This window comes from Rhizobacter sp. P1_G5, from assembly GCF_056405435.1.
Genome location: NZ_JBFUCB010001027.1, coordinates 1 through 1,186, shown reverse-complemented (window position 1 = coordinate 1,186; position 1,186 = coordinate 1). Strand labels below are relative to the sequence as shown.

The window sequence follows — 1,186 nt, the reverse complement described above, 5'->3', positions numbered from 1 at the left end:
GCACCTGCACGCCCCCGGCCTGCAGCGCATCGATCGCCGCCTGCGTCTCGGGCGACGGCGCGCGCCGGCCGACCAGCACCAGGTGGCGCGCGCCCTCGGCGGCCAGCCACTGCGCGCTGACGAGGCCCAGGCCGCTCAGCCCGCCGCTCACCAGGTAGCTCGCATCCGGCCGCACCGGCGGCGCACGGTGCTGCGTGACGACGATCTTGCCGATGTGGTGCCCCTGGCCCATGTAGCGGAACGCCTCCTCGGCGCGCTCGATCGGGTACAGCCTCTGCGGCAGCGGCTGCAGCACGCCGGTCGCGAAATCGGCCAGCAGCTCCTGCAGCATCTCGCGCACGAACAGCGGGCGCGCCGCGGCGATCTCGCCGAGGTACAGCGGGTGGTAGTGGCGGCCGGGGAACTCGTCGGCGACGCGTGCGGCGTCCCAGATGCCGGTCTTGCCGATCTCGATGAAGTGGCCGCCCGGCTTCAGCAGGCCGAGGCTTGCCGGGATGAAATCGCCGGCCAAGGAGTTCAGCACGATGTCGACGCCCTCGCCCGAGGTGTCGCGCCGGATGTCGTCGACGAAGCTCAGCGAGCGCGAATCGGCCACGTGCTGCACGCCCAGCCGCTGCGCGAGCGCCCGCTTGGCCGGGCTGCCGGCGGTGCCGAAGATCTCGGCACCGGCGCGCTTCGCGAGCTGCGCGGCCGCCATGCCGACGCCGCCGGTCACCGCATGCAGCAGCACGCGGTCGCCCTTCTTGAGGCCGGCCAGGTGCTTCAGCGCGTACTCGGCGGTCAGGAAGGTCACGGGAATGGTCGCCGCCTCGGCAAAGCTCATCTGCGGCGGCTTCAGCACCGTCAGCGACGCCGGCGCGAGCACCCAGGTCGCGAAGCTGCGGTCGACCATCGCGATCACCTCGTCGCCGACCTTCAGGTCATCGACGCCGGTGCCGACCGCGGTGATCACGCCGGCACATTCGTTGCCGAGCGGGCCGGGGTCGCCGGGGTACATGCCGAGCGCGTTCAGCACGTCGCGGAAGTTCAGGCCGGTCGCGAACACGCGGATCTCGACCTGGCCGGCGCCAGGCGCCTCGCGCGGCACCGGCTGCAGCGCCAGGTTCTCGAGCGAGCCGCGCTCGGTGATCTCGAGCCGCAGCGGCTGGTCGTCGGGCACGCTGGTGCCCGGCGTCTTCGTGCCCGA

General features: G+C 72.8%; 1 protein-coding gene. It reads right to left on the bottom strand.

All coding sequences use genetic code 11. The features are described from left to right. The coding region (locus AC1D12_RS33735; protein ID WP_477845434.1) for a zinc-binding dehydrogenase at nucleotides 1-1,186 on the bottom strand (1,186 nt) is incomplete at both ends.